This window comes from Pandoraea anapnoica (genome assembly GCF_902459765.1).
In the GTDB taxonomy this organism is placed as follows: Bacteria; Pseudomonadota; Gammaproteobacteria; order Burkholderiales; family Burkholderiaceae; genus Pandoraea; species Pandoraea anapnoica.
In genome coordinates this window covers 1-18,070 of sequence record NZ_CABPSP010000025.1, presented here as the reverse complement: position 1 = coordinate 18,070, position 18,070 = coordinate 1, and the positions used below count along the sequence as shown (strand labels likewise).

15 protein-coding genes and 1 pseudogene are annotated in these 18,070 nt (G+C 57.7%); 7 read left to right on the top strand and 9 right to left on the bottom strand.

Going from position 1 to position 18,070, the window contains the following annotated elements; translation table 11 throughout:
- Positions 1-152: pseudogene (locus PAN31117_RS26615) on the top strand (ABC transporter ATP-binding protein); the annotation flags it as partial.
- Between the two features lie 144 nt (positions 153-296).
- Here PAN31117_RS26615 and PAN31117_RS26610 read toward each other — a convergent pair.
- Positions 297-1,439 carry a branched-chain amino acid ABC transporter substrate-binding protein gene (locus PAN31117_RS26610; protein ID WP_150740843.1) on the bottom strand — a complete coding sequence of 381 codons (1,143 nt, stop codon included), beginning with the start codon at positions 1,437-1,439 and terminating at the stop codon, positions 297-299.
- 45 nt (positions 1,440-1,484) lie between these two features.
- Complete coding sequence (locus PAN31117_RS26605; RefSeq protein WP_150740842.1) at positions 1,485-2,771, bottom strand: MFS transporter; 1,287 nt, start codon at positions 2,769-2,771, stop codon at positions 1,485-1,487.
- Positions 2,772-3,190: 419 nt separating this feature from the next.
- Between PAN31117_RS26605 and gabT the strand changes: the two genes are divergently transcribed.
- The 3 genes from gabT (at position 3,191) to PAN31117_RS26590 (ending at position 6,876) form a co-directional block, all read left to right on the top strand.
- Positions 3,191-4,483 carry a 4-aminobutyrate--2-oxoglutarate transaminase gene (gabT, locus tag PAN31117_RS26600; RefSeq protein ID WP_150740840.1) on the top strand — a complete coding sequence of 431 codons (1,293 nt, stop codon included), beginning with the start codon at positions 3,191-3,193 and terminating at the stop codon, positions 4,481-4,483.
- 36 nt (positions 4,484-4,519) lie between these two features.
- Positions 4,520-5,233, top strand: coding sequence for a haloacid dehalogenase type II (locus PAN31117_RS26595; RefSeq protein ID WP_150740839.1), 714 nt, complete (start codon positions 4,520-4,522; stop codon positions 5,231-5,233).
- Positions 5,234-5,295: 62 nt separating this feature from the next.
- Positions 5,296-6,876 (top strand): PucR family transcriptional regulator, encoded by a 1,581-nt coding sequence (locus PAN31117_RS26590; RefSeq protein WP_150740838.1) that lies wholly within the window; start codon positions 5,296-5,298, stop codon positions 6,874-6,876.
- A gap of 53 nt (positions 6,877-6,929) precedes the next feature.
- Here PAN31117_RS26590 and PAN31117_RS26585 read toward each other — a convergent pair whose 3' ends face one another.
- From PAN31117_RS26585 to PAN31117_RS26555, 7 genes are all read right to left on the bottom strand, one after another.
- Complete coding sequence (locus tag PAN31117_RS26585; protein ID WP_150740837.1) at positions 6,930-8,384, bottom strand: NAD-dependent succinate-semialdehyde dehydrogenase; 1,455 nt, start codon at positions 8,382-8,384, stop codon at positions 6,930-6,932.
- Positions 8,385-8,518: 134 nt separating this feature from the next.
- The gene (locus PAN31117_RS26580) at positions 8,519-9,247 is read right to left on the bottom strand and encodes a haloacid dehalogenase type II (RefSeq protein WP_150740841.1); all 729 of its coding nucleotides are present in this window, start codon (positions 9,245-9,247) and stop codon (positions 8,519-8,521) included.
- Between the two features lie 102 nt (positions 9,248-9,349).
- On the bottom strand, positions 9,350-10,774 hold the full coding sequence (locus PAN31117_RS26575; RefSeq protein WP_150740836.1) for an FAD-binding oxidoreductase: 1,425 nt from the start codon (positions 10,772-10,774) through the stop codon (positions 9,350-9,352).
- A gap of 381 nt (positions 10,775-11,155) precedes the next feature.
- Positions 11,156-11,470 (bottom strand): SDR family NAD(P)-dependent oxidoreductase, encoded by a 315-nt coding sequence (locus tag PAN31117_RS26570; protein WP_246189270.1) that lies wholly within the window; start codon positions 11,468-11,470, stop codon positions 11,156-11,158.
- Positions 11,471-11,833: 363 nt separating this feature from the next.
- Positions 11,834-12,091 carry a DNA-binding protein gene (locus PAN31117_RS26565; protein WP_150740835.1) on the bottom strand — a complete coding sequence of 86 codons (258 nt, stop codon included), beginning with the start codon at positions 12,089-12,091 and terminating at the stop codon, positions 11,834-11,836.
- A gap of 553 nt (positions 12,092-12,644) precedes the next feature.
- Positions 12,645-13,616, bottom strand: coding sequence for a nucleotidyl transferase AbiEii/AbiGii toxin family protein (locus PAN31117_RS26560; RefSeq protein ID WP_150740834.1), 972 nt, complete (start codon positions 13,614-13,616; stop codon positions 12,645-12,647).
- Complete coding sequence (locus tag PAN31117_RS26555) at positions 13,588-14,004, bottom strand: DUF6088 family protein (protein WP_150740833.1); 417 nt, start codon at positions 14,002-14,004, stop codon at positions 13,588-13,590. Before PAN31117_RS26555 ends, PAN31117_RS26560 begins: the two co-directional genes overlap by 29 nt.
- Positions 14,005-14,609: 605 nt before the next feature.
- Here PAN31117_RS26555 and PAN31117_RS26550 point away from each other — a divergent pair.
- From PAN31117_RS26550 to PAN31117_RS26535, 3 genes are all read left to right on the top strand, one after another.
- Positions 14,610-14,858 carry a hypothetical protein gene (locus PAN31117_RS26550; protein WP_150740832.1) on the top strand — a complete coding sequence of 83 codons (249 nt, stop codon included), beginning with the start codon at positions 14,610-14,612 and terminating at the stop codon, positions 14,856-14,858.
- 1,605 nt (positions 14,859-16,463) lie between these two features.
- Positions 16,464-16,754: a DUF4224 domain-containing protein gene (locus tag PAN31117_RS26540; protein WP_306440210.1), complete on the top strand. Its 291-nt coding sequence runs from the start codon at positions 16,464-16,466 to the stop codon at positions 16,752-16,754.
- A 61-nt stretch (positions 16,755-16,815) separates the two neighbouring features.
- Positions 16,816-17,826: a tyrosine-type recombinase/integrase gene (locus tag PAN31117_RS26535; RefSeq protein ID WP_246189269.1), complete on the top strand. Its 1,011-nt coding sequence runs from the start codon at positions 16,816-16,818 to the stop codon at positions 17,824-17,826.
- Positions 17,827-18,070 lie beyond the last annotated feature (244 nt).

Sequence of the window (18,070 nt, the reverse complement as noted above, 5' to 3'; positions counted from 1 at the left end):
TGACGGTGCTGCTCGTGGAGCAGAACGCGCGTCTGGCGCTGCAAGCGGCACACCGTGGCTACGTGATGGACAGCGGGTTGGTCACCATGACCGGTGACGCGAAGGATATGCTTGACGATCCTAAGGTGCGTGCCGCCTACCTCGGGGAATGAGTCGGGGAGTGAGAGTGAATCGAGCTGTTGGCGACACTGCTTAACCATCAGTTGATAAAGAGAAATGGCCCCGAAGTCGGGGCCATTTTCATGGTTACACGGGACAGCCGCCGAGATCCGTTGGTTTGGCTCGGCGAACGTGCGCTACTTGCCCGCGATGCTCTCCTGCGGTTGCCACTTACCGCCGACCACCTTGTACATCGTGATGCCGCCCTCCTTGAGATCGCCGTGAGCGTCGTAGCCGATGCGCTGAGACGTTACCCCGGTAAATGATGAGGCTGCAAGCGCGGGCAAGTACTTTGCGGGCTCCGATGAGCCTGCCTGCACCATTGCCTTCATCATGGCCATTGCGCCGTCGTAGGCGTAAGGCGAGTACGTCTGCACCGGGCTACTAAAACGCTTCTGATAGCGCTGGCTGTACGCGGGGCCACCGGGCATTTGTTCGAGAGGCAAACCCGCCAGTGAGCAAATCGTCCCCTCGGATGCTTTGCCAGCAAGACGAATGAAATTGTCTGTCTTGGACATTTCTCCAGACACCAGCACAGACTGCATGCCCAGTTCGCGCATTTGCTGAACCATCGGCGCGGATTGCGCCTCTGCACCGCCGTAGAAAACTACGTCCGGATTGAGGCGTTTGAGATTGGTCAGCACCGCCTTAAAGTCAACAGCCTTGTCGCTGGTGAACTCGCGGCGTATCACGTTGCCGCCTGCCGTTTTGGCGGCTTTCTCGAATTCATCGGCTAGTCCTTGCCCATAAGCGGTGCGATCGTCCACGATGGCAATGCGCTTCGCCCCGAGTTTTTTCACGACGTATGCACCTACCACACTGCCTTGTTGGGTGTCGGAAGTCATCATGCGGAACGTCGTCTTGAAACCTTGCCGCGTATATTCCGGCGCGGTGGCCATCGCGATTTGCGGTATGCCCGCACGGTTATAAACGGCGGACGCCGGGATGCTGGTGCCGGAGTTGAAGTGCCCGAGCATACCTTTGATGCCGTTGTCGACCAGCCGCTGAGCGACCAGAGAACCGGCGCGGGGGTCTGCCTGATCGTCGTCCGACTCGAGCGCGAACTTCACGTCCTTGCCACCGATCTTGGGATGGGTACCGTTGAAATCTTCGATGGCGAGCACGATGCCATTTTGCATGTCCTTGCCGTACTGCGCCTGAGCGCCGGTCAGGGGACCGGCAAAACCCAGCTTGATTTCCTGAACTTGCGCAAACGCAGATGCCGTGCTGAGCGATGCAAGTGCGACGCCGACGCTGATTAACGAGAGACGAAATTTCATCAAGATACCTCCGGTGGTCTTGCTGTTATTGGGGAGCATGGAAATTCAGTTGCGATCGCGAAATCCGAGCGTGACGCCAAGGAAGCTGACCGCAGCGGCGGCGATAACGTAGATGGCAGGCGCCATTGCGCTGCCGGTCGTTGCGATCAGCCATGTGAGAATCAGCGATGCAAATCCGCCGAATGTCATGACCGCGATGTTGTAGGCGACAGAAAGCCCGGTCGAAAGTACGCGCGAGGGGAAGATCTCCGAGAATGCGGCGAGGATTGGGCCGGTGTACCCCGCGATCAAAACGCCGAACACGGCCTGGAAGATGACCAGATTCATCTGTGTCGGGTGGGAAACGATCAGCGCGAACATCGGATATGCGATCAGCAGAATGCCGCCGGAGCTACATGCGAGAAGCTTCTTGCGACCAATTCGGTCGGACCATGCGCCGACAAACGGAGACAGGACTGTGATGATGAGCCCGCCGATCACGCCGGCAATGAACGACATGGACTGCGGCATTTTGAGCGTTTTGACGGCGTACGTCGGCATGTAAAACAGCAGCACGTAGATACAGACCGTCCAGAGAATCACCATCGAAAACGTAGTCAATGTCTCCCGCGGCAGCGTGGTGAGGACTTCGGAAAGCGGCTTCTTGACCTTGCCTTGATTGGCAAGAAACGCGGGCGTCTCATCGACACCGCGACGGATATAAAAGCCAATGGGTCCGATCAGAATGCCAAGCAGGAAGGGCACGCGCCATCCCCACGATTTCATGGCCTCCGGCGTCAGGTAAAGCGTGAGCAAAGTGCCCGCGAGCGCGCCCAGCACGACGGCAAAACCGATGCTGCTTTGAATCCAGCTCGAGTAATAGCCTTTCTTGTCATTCGGCGCATGTTCGGTGAGAAACGCGGTGGCGCTGCCCATCTCGCCACCGGCGGAGAACCCCTGCATCAAACGCGCGAGGATGATGAGGATTGGCGCGGCGATGCCGATCTGTTCGTAGGTCGGGGCCAGTCCGATAAGCGCGGTGCCCCCAGCCATCAGGAGAATCGTCAGTGAAAGCGCTGCTTTTCGCCCTGCGCGATCGGAATACATACCGATCAGAATGCCACCGAAGGGGCGTACCACGAAGCCGACGCCAAACGTGGCGACCGACAGCAGGAGCGATGTCAGATCATCGCCGGTTGGAAAAAAAAGCTGACCGATGGTGATGGCGAAGAATCCATAGACCATGAAGTCAAACCACTCGAACCCATTACCCAGAATCGTCGCCGTGATGGCTCGACGACGGCGTTTTGCCTCGTCTGCGGTGCTCGGCACAGTTGTCGCTGTGATCTCCATTGCGAATACCCATTTGGTGAATTGAACGGCGGGGAAGCCAAGAGAGCGGCTCCTCCGGTGTTGCCCTGTTTGCGAGCTGACTTCCATTCAATAGCGCCAATAAGTGCATTCCTATCTACGTTATGCCGGAAGCCTTTCGCTCCGAGTCGCAGCGGAAATAGGATTTTTCAGGGTTTTCCAGTGGCGGCACGGAATGTCGCGACGTGGACTGGACGTTCGTCGGATCGCGAAAGACGAATGACGTTGGCGACGCTCGGCAAGTGGGTAGTCTTTGCGTTGTTCGATGTAGAAGATTGGCGGGGGAAATTCCTATCTGTTGTAGGTAGAGCGGCTTGTGCCCGGAGACCTAATATGCCTCGGAAGCTCATCGTGAGCGTATCCGGCCAGTCAGGCCACCGAGCATCGGACCGAGGATAACCATGTCGAACACCAGCAAACACGACGCGCTTGTTTCTGCACGCGCTCAACATGTCGCACGAGGCGTTGCGACGGCGCACCCCCTTTTCGTCGAGCGGGCCGCAGGCTCGTATGTCTGGGACGTGAACGGTCGTCGTTACCTGGATTTTGTGGGCGGCATCGGCGTCATGAACGTTGGTCACAATCATCCGAAGATCGTGGCTGCGGTCAAGGCGCAGCTCGACCGTGTGACCCACGCAGCGTTTCAGGTGGCTGGATACGACGTGTATATCGAACTCGCGGAACGCCTGAATAAGCTGATCGGGAATGGCGAACCATACAAGAGTGTGTTTTTCACCACGGGCGCCGAAGCGGTCGAGAACGCGGTGAAGATTGCTCGCTCCTATCGCAACGCACCTGGCGTTATTGCGTTCCGCGGTGGATTTCACGGCCGCACGCTTCTTGGCATGTCTTTGACCGGGATGAGCACCCCTTACAAGCAGAATTTCGGTCCGTTTGCTGGCGACGTTTACCACACGCCGTATCCGGACCCGTATCGCGGGTTCTCAGCCGACGACGCTATTCAGGCCATCGAAGACATCTTTGCAACCCAGATCGCACCGGATCGTGTTGCTGCGGTCATTTTGGAGTTGGTGCAGGGTGACGGAGGGTTCCTTCCCGCGGGTGACGAGTTTCTGCAAAAGCTGCGCAGTCTGACGTCCAGGCACGGCATTGTCCTGATCGCGGACGAAATTCAGACTGGATTCGGCCGCACGGGCGAGTTGTTCGCGTTTCAGCAAGCCGGTATCCAACCCGATCTCGTGACGGTGGCCAAGAGTTTGGCCGGCGGGTTCCCGATTTCCGGGGTGGTGGGCAGAGCCGAGATGATGGATTCGCCCGAGCCGGGCGGTCTCGGCGGCACATACGCAGGCAATGCGCTCGCATGTGCCGCGGCGCTTGCCGTATTGGATTTGTTCGAAAACGAAGGGTTGTTGGCGCAATCTCGTGGACTCGCGGAGGTTTTGCGCGACGGACTCGAAACGCTTGCGGACAAGCACTCGGAGATTGGTACTATCCGGGGTGTGGGGGCCATGCTTGCGCTCGAATTTGTCAAACAGGGCGATCCGATGCAACCCGACGCGGTGTTCGCACAGCGCGTGATCGACGGGTGTCGCGAGTCTGGTTTGCTGGTGATCAAGTGTGGCGTGCACCGCAATAATGTGCGCCTGCTTGCGCCGCTCACCACCTCGCACGAAGATGCCCGGGATGCCATCGGTATTCTCGACGCCGCCATTGCGAAAGCCCGGAACGCTTGAGGAATCCCGGCCCGCGACTGCCAGTCAAGGCGAATCATGACAAGCGATATTGCAAGGCGATTTTCCGACAAAACTGTTTTGACGATCGATATGTATGGCACATTGATCGACTGGGAAACCGGGATTGTCGACGCACTTGATCCAATACTGAGGGCTCACGGGCATGCGCTCGCCAGTGACGCACTGCTCGAGAAATACGCGTGGCATGAGTCGGCATTGGAAGCCGGGCCGTACCTGACTTACCGGGAAATACTCGAGGAGGCACTCAACCGTATTGCCAAAGATCTCGGGTTTGTGCCTGATGAACATGAACTCGAGAAATTTTCACATTCGGTAGGTGACTGGCCACCTTTTCCGGACTCTCGGGATGCGCTCCTGGCGTTGCAACGTCGCTTCCGTCTGGCCATCATTACGAACGGCGACGACGAGTTCTTCGCGTTGTCCAACAAGCATCTCGGGGTTGAGTTCGATTACGTTGTAACGGCCCAGCAAACGCGTAGCTACAAGCCTTCCCTTAACAATTTCCATGTGGCGTTGGGGCGAATGCAAACGCCTCGTAGCGAGATCCTTCACGTCGCACAGAGTCTTTTTCACGACCATGTTCCCGCGCAGGCAGTAGGGTTGCAGACTGTCTGGATCGATCGGCGTCAGGGGCGCCCGGGGTATGGCGCCGTGCCCCGGGCCGTCGCCGTGCCGGACGCCCGATTCATCGACATGTGCTCCTTCGCACATGCGATTCTGGACGTATGAGTATTTCGATTCGCGTGGCATCGCGCGAATCGACCCGTTTGTCATCGTGTTGGAGAAACACTATGAACATCTCGATGGCACTTGAGGACACTGTCCTGCGCAACGCCAGAGTCGTTGCCGGCGAGGGCGGCATTGGCACTGAAATCACTTGGGTGCATATCGTGGACCATCCCGATATTGCGGCATGGGTGGAGCGCGGGCAGCTACTCCTTTCCACCGGCTACAACTGGCCCGAGGACGACCCGTCTCAGCGCGCATTGATCCGCTCGCTAGCAGAGCGCGGACTGGCCGGTGTCGTACTGGCGGTTCCGAAATTTCTCGCGCACTTCCCGAACGCCTCGATTGAAGAAGCCAACCAAGTCGGACTGCCGTTGCTGGAAATCGACTGGGACGTCCCTTTCCGTACGATCACGGAGGAGATACATGCGAGCATTATTCGAGATCAGGGCGAACTGATCCAGCGATCCGATGAAATTCATCGGGCACTCACGCATGCAGCGCTGACCGCCAATACGCTAAGCGATCTCGCTGTTTCCCTTGGCGGACTCTTGAACAGGTCGGTCAATTTCGTGGATCCCGACGGGCTGACCCTGGGAACCAGCGAAGCCAGGAGCGCGGCAGTGGATGTCGGAGAGCGGGAGCGAAACTATATGCGATTGCTCCACAATCGCATCATCCTGCGCCGGATTCAGGACAGCGTCAGTCCGATTCTCATTGACCCCCAGCCGGAAGTCGACGTGCCCAGACGCTTGGGTTGCCCGATCCGCATTCGTGGCGAGATCGCGGCGATTGTTTTCGTCGACGAGGGAGACGAAGCGCTGGGTGAGCTCGATATTCGTGCGACCGAGCACGCTTCGATCATCGGTGCATTGCACCTCGCCCACATGCACGCGCTGCATTTGCAGGAAGAGCGGTTGGGGTACGCGTTAGTTGGAACGCTGCTGGAAGGAAAGTTCGAAGAGACGCCCTCGGCACTTGAGCGTGCGCGGCTCAGCGGGTGGGATCCAACGGGTAGTTATCGGGTGTGTCTGGTGCTTCTCGATGAACCTCTTCCGCTGTCCCGTGAAGGTTTTCTACGCCGGGAGCGATGGGTCGATAGACTCCGCAAGTATCTGGAGGGTGTCGAACAGTCGGCGCTCGTGTTGGTCTCGTTAAATCAGATCACGTTCTTCCTCGCCTCGCATCTGGAGCCGGAACCGCTATGGCGCGTGCTTGGCAGCCGCGGGGCCGCGCTGGCCGTGAGTCGGGAGCACACCGGCGTGATCGGCATGGCGAAGGGGGGCGAGGACGTCCAGTCTCTGCTCCCGTTGCTGAAGCCCGGAAAAGTGCATCATTTCCACGAGGTGATGTTTCCGAGAGCCCTGATGGGAGATGCCGGTGCGCGAGCCTTGTTCGTGGAAAGCCGCCTTGGGCCGCTATTAGCCGACAAGAAGGGCGAGGCGCTCATGGAGACGGTGGAAGCGCTTTGCGCTGAAGGGTTTCAGCTTGCGAATACGGCTCGCCGTCTCAGTGTGCATATCAGCACGCTGCGTTACCGAGTGGAGCGCATCGAATCGATGTTGGGCACGACGTTGGAGTCGCAGGAGTGCCGGTTCGAGATTCAGGTGGCGGTCGCGTTATACAAAATCATGACGGAGCGATGAGCCGGGCAGCGCGAGGTGTTGGATGAAAAGAAGGGCGCCGAGGCGCCCTTTCCCTACGCGATATCCAAGTGCAATGTCTGCGTTTCCAGAAACTCATCGATGCCGTGGTGTGACCCTTCTCGCCCCAATCCGGATTCCTTGACGCCGCCGAAGGGGGCAACTGCGGAAGAGATGACACCGGTGTTGATCCCGACCATGCCGTACTCCAACGCTTCACCGACGCGGAAGATGCGTGCCAGATCTCGCGAGAACAGATAGCCCGCCAGTCCATACGGCGTATTGTTTGCTCGCTCGATGACTTCACACTCACTCGAGAATTTGAACAGCGCGGCTACGGGACCGAAGGTCTCCTCGGCTGCGATTCGCATGTCGTCCGTCGCGTTGCTCAGGATAGTGGGCTCGACGTACTGCTCGCCCAGTGCGGACGAATGGCCGCCGACGGCGACGGTTGCCCCTTTGGCTACAGCGTCGTCGATGTGCGAAAACACCTTCTTGACGGCTGCCTGATTGATCAGCGGCCCAATGGTCACGCCGTCATCGGTTCCGCGTCCCACGCGAAGTTGAGTGACTGCTTGGTTGAGTCGTTCGAGGAATGCGTCGTAAATCCCGGATTGCACATAGATCCGATTGGCACAGACGCACGTTTGGCCGCTGTTGCGAAACTTGCTCTGCATTACGCCCGTCACCGCTTTGTCCAGATCGGCATCGTCGAACACGATCACGGGAGCGTTTCCGCCCAGTTCCATGCTCACACGCTTGACCGTGTCGGCGCACTGGCGCAGTAGCAGCTTGCCGACCTGAGTCGATCCGGTAAATGTCAGTTTGCGCACCGTGGGGTTGGCGGTCAGCTCGCCGCCAATGCCCTGCGGCAAACCTGTCACGATATTGATGACGCCGGCCGGGATGCCGACTCGTTCGGCCAGTACGGCTAGCGCGAGTGCCGAGTACGGCGTGAGTTCCGACGGTTTCACGATGACCGTACAGCCAGCCGCCAGTGCAGGCGCGAGCTTACGCGTGATCATCGCATTGGGGAAGTTCCACGGCGTGATGGCGGAGCAGACACCCACCGGCATCTTGCGCACGATGATCCGCCGTCCGGGTTGCTGCGCCGGAATGGTCTCGCCATAAGCACGAATGCCCTCTTCGGCGAACCACTGCACGAATGAGGCGCCGTACAGAATCTCGCCCTTCGATTCGGCAAGCGGTTTGCCTTGCTCAAGCGTCATGAGCATGGCAAGGTCGTCGGCGTTCGCGATCATCGCGTCGTGCCACGCGCGGAGCTTGGCAGCGCGCTCATGGGCGGTCAATGCGCTCCAGGCGGGCAATGCACGGGATGCGGCGTCGATAGCCGTGCGTGTGTCGTTTGCATCGCAGTTGGGCACCGTACCGATGGGACGTTCCGTCGCCGGGTTGTTGACCGGCAACGTCTCTCCCGATTGCGATGGCAACCACTGGCCGTTGACGTATGCATGCTGCCGGAACAGCGAGGGATCTTTCAGGGGGATCATGTTGAACTGTACCGTCCTACGTTTATGTCGGCAGGCGTGGCATGCCCGCCGCGTGACGCGAGCGAAAGGGAAAAGGAGGGGGAGGGGCCTCTGGATTGACGTCTGAACAGACGAGACCCCTCCGATGAAACAAGTTAGCGAGCCAGCTCCGCTTTGTGGGCGTCTGCCAGAGCAGCCATGCTCTCGAAGCGGAAATCGTACCTGGGCGTTCCGGGCGGAGCCATCGTGGCGCCCCAGCCGGAATCCGCATGACGGCGGTCAATCCATGCCGACGCAAGCGCAAAGCCGTTGGCCGGGGCATGGTCGTGGAACAGGCTCTGAGCCGTATGCAGCACGTCCTGCTTGCCAATCCGGAAATCGGCCTCCAGACGTCCCAGCATGTATTCAAAGTTGCGCGGGCTCGGCTTGTACGAGCCGATATCCTGAGCTGTGTAGATCGCATCGAATTCGACGGCAAGACGTGTATTGCTGCCGCGGAAAGACAAACGGTCGACGTTCGACAGGATCACAAGCTTGAAATGCTGCTTCAGATATTTCAATGCATCGACCGAATCAGGGAAGGCGGGCCAATCGGGAACGGACGCGCCGAAAATGTTGGCTTCTTCGTCTGTGACACCCATGTTCCATTCGTTGGCGAGGCGTCGATACACCACGCCCAGCAGCGTGGAGTAGGCAAGTGCCGGCGTGCGGAGCTCCTGGTCGGCCTCATGGCGGGCATAGATTTCCAGAATCTCGTCTCGCGACGCACCGGCTTTGCCGGCCTTTTCGATCAGGGGGAGCAATCCGTTGTAGATGCCGGTTTCCCAGTCGATCAACGTTCCGTAACAATCGAAAGTGAGTGCTTTAAAGTCGGTCAGCTTCATCATCGCTCCTAGTCAGAGAATTTCTGCGACAGATTTTTTCAGAGAGAATCGCAGGATTTGAGTGAAATGGGCCAGGTTGGCACGCAGGGCGCCTCGCCTGGATCACTTTGACAAAGTGGGCAGCACCTTGCCAGGGTTCAGAAGGTTGAAAGGGTCCAGCGCCCGCTTGATCGCCCAGGAAATTTCAAGTTCCTCGCGGCTGCGAACAGATCCAAGCGCGTCGCGTTTGGCAACACCGATACCGTGCTCGGCCGAGATCGAACCGTCCAGCGCGCTCGCCGCATGATCGATGACGCTTGCGATGTGATTGCCGTGGGTGGCGACGAACGTGTCTGCTGACGTATGGTTCGGACGCAACGGATTGAAATGCACGTTTCCGTCGCCGATATGCCCGTAGACAATCATGCGCGCTTCCGGTGCGATAGATCGCACTTTGATTGTGGTCTCGCGAATGAACTCGGGAATTGACGACAATGGCACGGAAATGTCGCAGCGCACACTACCTCTCGCTTTCGTTTGGGCATCGGAGATTTCCTCCCGGATCAGCCAGAACTCTGCGGCTTGACGAGCGTTCGCAGCCATCGCGGCGTCGGTCACATGGCCAAGGTCCATCGCGTCGGACAGGGCTGCGAGCAACTGGGCTTCTGCATCGGTCTGGTCGGCATTCGACGATGTTTCGACCAGCACGTACCAGGGGTGGGTATCGGCCAGCGGTGAGGATCGATTTGTCAGGTGGGACAGCACGAGTGTCATCGCGTCGGACGAGATCAGTTCGAACGCTGTCACATCGGTACCGAGATGTCGACGCAACATACTGAAGACAGCCAGTGCATCCTCGGGCGTCTGCAGGCCGAGAAATGCGCAGGACACCGAGCGTGCCACGGGGAACAGTTTCAGGACCGCGGCGGTGATGACGCCGAGCGTCCCTTCGGTTCCGATGAACAAATGCTTCAGATCGTATCCGGCATTGTCCTTGCGCAGACCACGCAAACCGTTCCAGATTCGCCCGTCTGGCAGAACGACTTCCAGTCCTAAAACGAGATCACGCATGTTGCCGTAACGAACGACGGCCGTTCCCCCCGCGTTGGTCGATAGATTCCCGCCGATCTGACAACTCCCTTCCGAGCCGATACGAAGCGGGAACAGCACCCCCGCTTGCTCCGCAGTGGCGCGCGCCTGATTAAGCGTTACGCCAGCATCGACGGTCATTGTGGCATTGACTGTGTCTAGCGCACGGACCCGGTTGAGTCGTGCTAGCGAAAGGACGATGGACGTCCCCATGCCGTCGGGGACGCTTCCCCCGAGCAGCGACGTGTTCCCGCCTTGCGGTACGACGGGGAGATTGTTCGTGTGGCAATAGGCCATGACCGAACTGACTTCTAGGGTGTTGGCAGGGCGTACCACACCTAGCGCCTTGCCGAAATAAACGCCACGATAGTCGCGCTCGAATGGCAATGCATCGGTGCCGCACAGCACGTGCGTTTCGCCGACGATCGCCCGCAGGCTGTCCAGGTGTTGCTGTGACATGGCTCTTCACCCTAATCAAATAGATCACCCCGGCACGCGTGAGGCTCGCTGAAGTTGGTGATCGACAGGATGGAGCTTATTGACTTCTCTCGCCGGTCGATATGGTCGAAAGATAGGAGGAGAGGGGGGGCAATTCGTGTGTATTCCACGAATGTCACGTTGCAAACATGTCGCGCAAGGATGCCAAACTAGCTAGCTCTTATTGTTTTCGTGTTGGCGTCTTGCTTCCTCTTCACTTCTTACTCGGGCGTGCACTTCGAACTTGTGGTGTATCCGGGCGTTCTCGCCCTTTTGGGCGGGGACATGACGATAAAAAAGTCAGTGCGATGCGATTCGGAGCAGGCTGAGAATCCTCTCAACCGAGCACTCGTGCGCGTTTTTCTAAGAAGCCAGAAATCCACCATCGGCAGCCAGAACGTGGCAGACGATATAGGAAGCTTCATCCGAGGCCAGCCAGATCACTGCTTCAGCGACTTCTTCCGGTCGGCCCATCCGACGCAATGGCAGCGCAGCGGCAACGCCCGACGTGTCTGCGACGCCGAACGCAAGCATCATGTCGGTGACCACGCGTCCCGGCGCGACGGCATTGATTCGAGTGCCCCGTGGCGCGCATTCCATGGCGGCTGAGCGCATCGACGAGATGACGGCTGCTTTGGATGCCGAGTAAAGTGCCAGACCAGGATTGGGATTTCTCACGCCACTGGTGGATGCTGCGAACGTATGGATTCACGAATGCGCACGTGCCCGACGGCGGGTAGTCGCGATGGATTGCCGAGGGGCGCGTGGTCGAGTTGGGCGCAGCGCGAAGACGTCGAACGTGTGGTGAATGGCGACGCGGTGACGCGCTTTGTCCCGCGCAGTACAGCGGCGAAGGACTGCCGCGCAAGGGGCGGCCCGGCCACTTTCCCGATGACGACACGCGGGGAGTGGGGCAGTGCACCGAAGCCAGAGCGCGCAAGGTGTCGCAATGAGAGGAGCATCGTTGCCTCCGCCAAAGCGTCCCGGACGCGTGCATATGTGGATTGCACATTGGCGCGGTTGCCCCGCCATCCTCATCTTTCAGGCGTCCTGAGCCACGTGCGTCGCTGCGGGGGAGGTATGTCCGCTAGCTGCGTCGGTGCGTCCTGTCACCAACCAGAACGCGAACTGAGGCCACACATGGCCAATCGCCTCGATCATCTCAGACGTCGGGCGTTGAAGGCCTCGGGAGACGTTCTGCCATCGCTTCGACGGAATTCCCGTGAGGTCTTCCATATCACGCCAACATCGGTCTGCATTGGTGACATGCTCGATGAGCTCGCAAATACGCTTACGCATGTCGGAATCTCCTTGGACATCTTTCAGGCATGGAACCCTCCGATTTGGATGGGGCCAATTTACAGGAGTTTGCGGCTCTAGTCGTCACCGCTGATCACGTATTTGACGAGGTACTGTCCTCGATGTGCGGGGCATATTCTCATGACGTCACGGCGTTCGAAAGAACCTTGCATTAGTCACGACCAAGTGAGCCGATGGTTTTGCGGAGCGCGCCGGCGTGACACACGCTTGTGTTGGTTGAGCCGCAATACAAGCAAATTGGCGGAGGCGGTGAGATTCGAACTCACGGAAGGGTTACCCCTTCGCCGGTTTTCAAGTCTGGCTGGGAAATCGTTGTGAAACCGTGGGTTAGGTTGGATTCTGCTTCGAGACGAGCGGGACGTGATCGGCCGGAAACCCGCATGGTTATTGGAAGTGGGGAAAGCGTTGCGGAGCAGGGTTTGTTGCGGTCTGAGGGGCGGTCGCGACGTCTTTTTCTAAGAGTGCCGGACGTGAAAAAGGGGACCGAAGTCCCCTCAGTTTTGTCGACGCACACGAAAGATGCGGTGTCGCCTCAAGCGTGTACACGCGGTACCGTGTTGAGTAGCTTCTGCGCGATGTCTTTGAATACGGCAAACGCCTCGACGAAGGTCGGTTTATCGTTCCCATAGATCAGAGGGATGAGCTTCGTCGCGTATTCTTCGGCAGTCTGTTTGTCGTTGCCAATGGTCTCCAACGCGACGCTCATGCACGTGGCGGGATCTTCGCAAAACTCTTTGTGACGCGTGAACTCGCCTTGATCGAACGCAACTAGATCATTGAAGTGCTCGGCCGCTCGGTGAACCACGGCTGGATCTTCTTTGACGATGCACCACACATCATAGATGTGGCGGACTAATGCGTCGTCCCAATCGTTCCTCTTGCCAGCGCGATGCTCGGCAAATCGACGGAGGAATGAAAGTACCTTTTCCGCTAGCGTCTCTTCGATAGCCACGCACGACATCGTGAACTCCGATGCGTCTCTGTTCGCCAACTGATAGGCGAGATATCCGAGGGGCTGCTCGGACGTTGCGAAATACGGCGTTCGAGTCGTAAATTCAAGTTTTAGGTGCGGACGCAGGCTGGTATTGGTGGCGTACTGCTCCTGGTATAACCAACCGCTGGCGAAGTACCTGTTCGCGTTTCGCGCAGTTGCCTCATCTGCGATTTCTGCAAAACCTAACCTTCGTAAGCAGTCAGCCACTCCCTTCTTCAGCGCTGAAAGATGCGTTTTTAGTTGATTTTGAGAAAGTGCAGTGTCTGGCGAGAGCACGACCTTCAGGTCGATGTCTTCGGACATCCGGTGAATTAGGCGATGTGCCTTCGAAAGGCTAGTGCCGCCGCAGAACGCCAACCGAGTGTTCTTATGCTCCAGCGAAGCCAGAGCGCGCAGCGTGTCGGTGACGTGAATGTCCTTCTCTAAGATCGCTGCTGAGATACCGCCGAGGTCTTCTTCAGCGACTAATGCGTCGATTAGTTCAAGTTGCGCTTTCGAAATTATTCTCATACTGAATAAATTGCCGACCGAACCCAAGTTTGCGAGCAATTCGGCGGTTACCGGTGTTGATGACAACGTTCGCGGGCAACTGTGTAGTGGCGCCAGCGTTGTAGGCCGCGACTAACCGGCTCGGATATGTCTTAACACCGAGCCGCTTGAAGACCTGCGGTGCGAGCACTTCGACCGGGCGCACGGGGATTGGTTTGCCGGACAGCGCGCTGGGTTTGGCTTTGGCATACACGCCTACCCCAAGCTTGACAATTTCCCCGGCGTCAACGAGGTCTCGCAGCGCGCGGCTGAGTTGGGCTTCGCTTCCCAGCCCTGCGAAGTCGGCACGCAAGAAGACGTCCGACCTACGCTTGCGAAGCGACGATGTCAGTTTGTCCTTCAAGTTCATGGTGCTCTCCTCTTGCTGCGGTTGATGCTGTAATTTCTTGATTTGTATGAATAAATCAATATGGCGATGCTCATTTTTGCAAGTGTATCACAGGCAACGTATCTGCAAATGGAGGGGGCCGAGCGTTCATGGCGTGAAGCTGGCCGGGCATTGGCATCAAGTCGCGTATGTCCAACTTGCCGAGCCGAATGGGAGGGCCGGAAATTTCCAGGGAAATTGCTGCCTGGCAAAGCTTGCGAACCATTTCGTCAGACTCTTCCCAAGAGTTTTCGAGGGATGAGTCCGAATAGAGCTCGGTGCGGTACAGTCCTGCCCCTTAGTCGTTGTCATGCGCGTCTCGGCCCAATATTCTCTAACCGTCACGTCCCAAACGTGACCGGGCGTAGCAACCCGATTGGTTAGACCCGGGCACACGGCCGCACAACCTGCGGATTTCGTGTGCGCCGACTCATGCGTTCGTTTTCAACGGGCGGGCCTGTACTGGGACACCTTCGTGTGTGCCGTGTATTCGGGAAACCAGCGGTTTGCTACCCCAGTCCAGTGCCTGCCCACCCCCTCTCGTTCCGCGAGGGGCAGGATTGAAACGGTTCGCATGAAGGCATTGCATGACATTCCTCGTATCTACTTCCCCCGCAGTTCGCGACTCCCTCGATCAACTTCATAGCCTGTCTGAACGCCTTGTCGCACTCTGCATGGTCGCCGCAAATCAGGAGAGTGCCGAGTCCATTCCGCAAGAATTTGCGAACGCATACTTCGAGCAAATGGGAGACCTCGCCGATGAAGTTCTCAACGTGACTCAACGATTGGATGACGATCTGAGCTTCTCAGGTGCGCCCACGCAGGCGCCAAGTTGAGCCCGCTGAATGGTCGCTGTGGCCATACGTGCAGGAAGGCGCGCGCTTCTTCATTTATTTTTTGGGTGCGCGCTGCGGCGGCTGGCCGATGTGAGTTCAGAGCAACGAGCGTCAGGGGGAGAGTGCATTGATTCGATGGCATACGCCGTCGCGATGAGGGGAGCATCGTTGTCTCCTCTAATGCGTCCGAACGTGCGCGCACGTGGATAGCGCTTTGGCGCGGTTACCCTGCCTTCCTCATCTTTCCAGAGTTCTGAGCCGCGCGCACCGTTGCGGGCGAGATATGCCCGCTAGATTCATCGGTGCGCCCTGTCACTAGCCAGAACGCGAACTGGGGCCACACTTGGCCTATCGCCTCGATCATCTCGGACGTTGGACGTTGAAGGCCTCGGGAGACGTTCTGCCATCGCTTCGATGGAATTCCCGTGAAGTCCTCCATATCGCGCCAGCATCGATCTGCGTTGGTGACATGCTCAATGAGCTCGCAAATACGCTCACGCATATCGGAATTTCCCTAAATACCTATCAAGCATGGAAACCCACAATTTAGACAAGCCTAATTTATAGGCGTTGGTGGCTCGGTTAGGTGTCGCTGATCACGGATGCGCGGAGCCACTGTCCTCGTTGCGTGGGGCACATCCTCACGACGCCACGAAGTTCGAAAGAACCTTGCACTTGGACGGAGCTGCTGTAGGACGTGGCCAGTGCTAACACATGTGCCAGGCGCGGAATCACACCACTGTCTGTGTGAATGTTCTGAACCATTGCCAGCAAACAACTAAAGGCGAATGCCTCGTGGAATTCGCCTTCGCTTCGTCAATGGAAACTGAAGCGGTGTTGCGCATTGTAGCGTCGCCTTCATACGCAACTCGTGCACGCCTGACGGTTTCGAGCTGGCACTCGCACAAGCAAGTCTGACGTATTCCATGCGTTCGAGTGAGTGCCTTTGTCACGTTTGTCTCATTCGCTCCACCATCAAATTACGCGTCGTCAATGCTGAGTAGCTGTGACTGCGGTAGGAGATTGCGATGCTCTATCAGTTGTCACTAAACCGGCTCGAAAGTTGTGTTTCTCGAAATTGCCAAAGACGTCTGCCGTGCCTTCGCATGTATCTGAGCGCATACCGACCTTGCGGCGAACCATGCGTGAAGTGCCGATGGCAACTTCGGGCGCCTAGCGTCGGGAGTGTCGCCGCCGTTGCCGGAGCCGCGGTTGAGTGTGGGTGTGTCTGCAACGTCGCGGCCGTTGACGCGCGGCCCAGCGCGACCCGCGCGACCGAGCAGCGGGTGCTGCCACGGGCATTAGCCGGAGCGTTGCCGTTGGATGAGCCTACTTTCACTGGACACGGTTTTGCGGTCCTGAATGGCGAAGTGGAGCGGATGGCGTTGAGTTCGGCGCTTCGTGCGCCGCCACCGCCCGCAGGGCCGAGGACGGAGGCGGCGCGCGAAGCGCGCCCTAAATTTATATCCGTAACACTTAGCGACGTGACACGGGTACAGATGTTCGATGCAAAGACGGCTACATATCAAGTAAGTCGTTCGAGAGGGGAGTGAGCAGCTGATGGGCGGTTGAAAATGTTCTTAAAGAGTTAAGTGGGGGTGCCCGATGTGCGCGATGAGATTAGGTCAATCGTGTGCGCTGGCGTCACAAACTGACGTCGCTGGAGGATCGATGATGGAGACATTCTTAACTAGGGAAGAGGTGCAGTACTTGACCGGAAGGCAAATCAAAACGAAGCAAGCGGAGATGCTTCGGCGCATGGGTATTCCGTTCTTTCTGAACGCAGGCGGAAGACCAATCGTGGCGCGAGTTGCTATTGAGGGGCGGGGTGCTGGTGGTGAGGTCATCAGCCCCAAATGGGTGCCTCGTGTGCTGGGGGAAAGGCATGGGGCGTAAGCCAAGCGTGAATCTGAACTTACCGAAGGGAATGCGGGCGAGAACGCAGAGAAGCGGACGGGTGTTCTACTACTACGACGCTGGCGGTAAGCCTCGACGTGAAATACCTCTCGGCCCGGATTTCGTGCAAGCGGTACGGAAATGGACAGAGTTTGAAGCGGATGCAAAACCACTTCATCGGAAGCTGATTACGTTCCGCTATGTCGCTGAGAGATACGAGAGGGAGGTTCTACCGACGAAAGCGCTCAAAACTCGCGAAGTTGACCGAGCCATGCTGGCGAAGCTCTATGCGTTCTTTGATGACCCGCCAGCCCCGTTGAATGAGATCAAACCGATCAATGTTCGCCAGTATCTGGATTGGCGGGTGCGAAGCACGGTAGACGCGATTCGAGCCAGCGGTAAAGAGGCTAAAGGCACGGAAGGTCAGGTACGAGCGAACCGGGAGAAGGCTCTGTTTTCGCACATCTGGAACAAGGCTCGAGAGTGGGGGTACACGGATCAGCCGAATCCTTGCGCGGGCATTAAGGGCTACAAGGAGCGTCCGCGAGACGTCTACATAGAGGACGATGAGTATCGCCTCATCCACCTACACGCTCGACAGCCGTTACGCGACGCGATGGACTTGGCATATCTGACCGGGCAACGCCCGTCGGACGTTCTAAAGATGAGCGAGTGTGATATTTCGGACGGGTGCTTGATAATCCAGCAGGGAAAGACAAATGCCAAGGTTCGGATTCGAATAACAGGGCAACTAAAAGTCACGCTTGATCGGATATCTAAGCAAAAGATCGGCCATAATCCACGAAGTCTTTATCTTGTTGTGAATGAGCGAGGGCAGCGTATTGGCCTGAAGTCGATCCAATCAATGTTTGTTGAGGCGCGCGGGCAAGCGGGGTTGGCCAATCCTAAAAAGTACCAGTTCCGTGACCTACGAGCGAAAGCTGGTACGGACAAGGCTGATGATGTTGGCGATATTCGCGCAGCGCAGAAGCAACTTGGGCACACAAACATTGCCACTACTGAGCGCTACATGCGGAATCGCCGAGGGGCTGAAGTCGAGCCAACGCGATGACTCCCGAGAGTGATGGGTTTAAGCAGGAGTCTCACGTTTGATGTGACTTTTTATTGCTAAGTGATGGGTTTAAGTTTTTTGTTAGGCGTCAAAACAGTAATTTATGTTTTGTAGTTAATAATAATCAACTATTCGATGCCGAAGGGGGCGTGTCTATGAGCGGGGATTGAATCGCCCCGGCTTCCGAGGAGGCCGGTTGGTTTAAGTTAATGCAGGCGCTCAGCGGTGTTTCTGAGTTGCCTGT

Coding starts and splice junctions, on each gene's coding strand:
- PAN31117_RS26610 (WP_150740843.1), bottom strand. CDS start 1,439: ATGAAATTTCGTCTCTCGTTAATCAGCGTCGGCGTCGCACTTGCATCG.
- PAN31117_RS26555 (WP_150740833.1), bottom strand. CDS start 14,004: ATGAACTTGAAGGACAAACTGACATCGTCGCTTCGCAAGCGTAGGTCG.
- PAN31117_RS26580 (WP_150740841.1), bottom strand. CDS start 9,247: ATGAAGCTGACCGACTTTAAAGCACTCACTTTCGATTGTTACGGAACG.
- PAN31117_RS26575 (WP_150740836.1), bottom strand. CDS start 10,774: ATGTCACAGCAACACCTGGACAGCCTGCGGGCGATCGTCGGCGAAACG.
- PAN31117_RS26595 (WP_150740839.1), top strand. CDS start 4,520: ATGACAAGCGATATTGCAAGGCGATTTTCCGACAAAACTGTTTTGACG.
- PAN31117_RS26585 (WP_150740837.1), bottom strand. CDS start 8,384: ATGATCCCCCTGAAAGATCCCTCGCTGTTCCGGCAGCATGCATACGTC.
- PAN31117_RS26565 (WP_150740835.1), bottom strand. CDS start 12,091: ATGCGTAAGCGTATTTGCGAGCTCATCGAGCATGTCACCAATGCAGAC.
- PAN31117_RS26590 (WP_150740838.1), top strand. CDS start 5,296: ATGAACATCTCGATGGCACTTGAGGACACTGTCCTGCGCAACGCCAGA.
- PAN31117_RS26550 (WP_150740832.1), top strand. CDS start 14,610: ATGACATTCCTCGTATCTACTTCCCCCGCAGTTCGCGACTCCCTCGAT.
- PAN31117_RS26560 (WP_150740834.1), bottom strand. CDS start 13,616: ATGAGAATAATTTCGAAAGCGCAACTTGAACTAATCGACGCATTAGTC.
- PAN31117_RS26605 (WP_150740842.1), bottom strand. CDS start 2,771: ATGGAGATCACAGCGACAACTGTGCCGAGCACCGCAGACGAGGCAAAA.
- PAN31117_RS26540 (WP_306440210.1), top strand. CDS start 16,464: ATGTGCGCGATGAGATTAGGTCAATCGTGTGCGCTGGCGTCACAAACT.
- gabT (WP_150740840.1), top strand. CDS start 3,191: ATGTCGAACACCAGCAAACACGACGCGCTTGTTTCTGCACGCGCTCAA.